2 protein-coding genes are annotated in these 2,068 nt (G+C 62.6%); one reads left to right on the top strand and one right to left on the bottom strand.

From position 1 onward, the window contains the following. Positions 1-82: 82 nt before the first annotated feature. Positions 83-364, bottom strand: a complete 282-nt coding sequence (locus KRR26_RS36415) for a transposase (protein WP_217082185.1) — start codon at positions 362-364, stop codon at positions 83-85. A gap of 406 nt (positions 365-770) precedes the next feature. Between KRR26_RS36415 and KRR26_RS37290 the strand changes: the two genes are divergently transcribed. Next, positions 771-1,379, top strand: coding sequence for a thrombospondin type 3 repeat-containing protein (locus tag KRR26_RS37290; protein WP_328707286.1), 609 nt, complete (start codon positions 771-773; stop codon positions 1,377-1,379). The last annotated feature ends 689 nt before the right edge of the window (positions 1,380-2,068 follow it).

Below are 2,068 nucleotides of genomic sequence, written 5' to 3'. Positions count from 1 at the left end.
CCGGTTTGCAGGCATGAGACCGGGCCTCTCGTTGCGTCTGTTCTCAACCTTGTCTTTTGGGGTGGCGGAGGGCGAAGGGAGCCTATGCGGCGGTCAACCCCGCCATCCGCACCAGGTTGTACGCGGCGCCCACCAGGTAGGCCGTCAGCCCCGACACGCTCCCGGCCTCCTTCAGCTGCCTCCAGCGGAACAGCTGGCTGGGATTGACGCCGTACTTACGTGCCACCACAGACACGCTGCTGCCGGGCCACTCTGCCTCCGACAGCATCCTCAGATTCTCTTCTGCCGAGTAGCGCCGCAGCCGTCCTCCTGGCTCTCCACACCCCGCCTCCGGCGCTTCTTCTTTCGCCTTCTTCTCCATCATCAGACTCGCTTTCTATCCGAACGCGCCTGTCCGACTCTTCAGGGAGCTACGCCACATGACCCTGAGGGCCTTCTCCAGCAAGCAACTCACCGCCATTGCGCACACTCTCAACTGGAACCCGCTTCAACGCTTGGATGGCGGACGCCTATCGAAGTATTCGCGTCTACTCTTGCGATGGTCGCTAGATAGCGTCGGGCGATTCCCACAGGAAAGATAGAGTAGATTGAGGCGAGGAGGCAGCATGGTATCTCTGGTCAATCCGTCCCGCCCGCCCCGTTCGCGCGCATTCTGGTACTGCAAACTCACACTGCGAGCCTTCATTTCGGCCCTCGCCCCAACGCTCGTCTGCGGTATGGCATGTGCAGGCAGGACTGGCTCGGGAGTGCCCCTGGATGCTGGAGCAACTGTGAGTCCGGCGGCCCCCGCGACGCTGGCCACCTCGGCGCCGGCGCCCAGACCTCGCGAGAGATTTGCTCCAGAAGACGAAGCCCCCATCGACATCGAGAAGTTGAACCGGCTCGACACCGATGGCGATGGAATCAGCGACGGTGATGACAACTGCCCCTCAGTCCCCAACAGCAACCAAGCAGATGTGGATGGCGATGGCTTCGGCGACGTCTGTGAGCCCACTTCGCTGCTCGTGGATACGGCCACGACCCTGACCCTCAATCCCTCACCCGCAAAAGTTGGCCAACCGCTTACCCTCACGGTGACCGTCCGCAACACGGGCTCTCAGACGGCCCTGTCCGTCGGGGCATCGATTCCGCTTCCCGAGCACCTGGAGCTCGTCACGCTCGCTAGCAGCCAGGGCTATTGCACACATGACCGGTGGGGCAGCGTCCTCTGCAAGCTTGGCAATCTCCCCGCGGGACGGGACCTCGCGGTCACTCTCCAATGCATTCCGAGAAAGACCGGCAATCTTTCGGTCAAAGCCTTCGCCCTGACCGAGGCCCTTGACCACGACGCCAACAGTGGCAATGACATGCCGTCCCTCTCTTTGACCGTCTTGCCCTGACGCCCCCTGTGCCTACCCAAAATTCAGTCGCTGCGTCATGAGTGCGTCAAGGCTGCGTCAAAACGCGCGTCATGACGTGAGCGATTCGCATGACGAGCCGCTGGGTCCTCCCGTCCGTTTGACAGAGGCCGGAATTACGCCCAGCTCAAACGCCTCAACACCTCTCTCTGCCTGCGTGTGGACACTCCCCGCCCTTCCTGCGAACGCAGGTAGGCTGGTGTAGCACGCGCGGGTCTACGAGGGTGTTGTTGGAAGGACCGAGACTCTACGCAGCGCGGCGCTCGTACCGGTGGTGGAGCCCGAAGACTTCCCGTAGCTCTATCACCTTGGCTCCGCGCTCCGGGCCCTGCATCTCGCGCGTCTCGGGCGCATCTTTCCCGAGCGACAGGTGCGTCCGGCTCGCATTGTAGAGTAGCGCTGGTACTCGCGCAGCAGGCGCCGAGCGTGGGCTTCGTTCAGGACGACGACATGGTCCAGCAGCTCCCTACGTATCGAGCCGATGACTCTCTCCGCATAGGGATTCTGCCACGGACATCGTGCTGCACTCGGCACCTCGCGAATCCCTAAGAACCTATTTCGGTAGGGAAGAAGGTCGGCCTCCTGCCGGGTTGAAGAGGCAGGAGGACGCAGCCATGGGGTAGTCAAGAAGGACGATGGCTGGCGAGTGCCAGACGAGCTGTGGCGACGCA

Source organism: Citreicoccus inhibens (assembly GCF_019039035.1).
GTDB lineage: Bacteria > Myxococcota > Myxococcia > Myxococcales > Myxococcaceae > Citreicoccus > Citreicoccus inhibens.
This window is presented reverse-complemented; position numbering and strand designations above follow the sequence as displayed.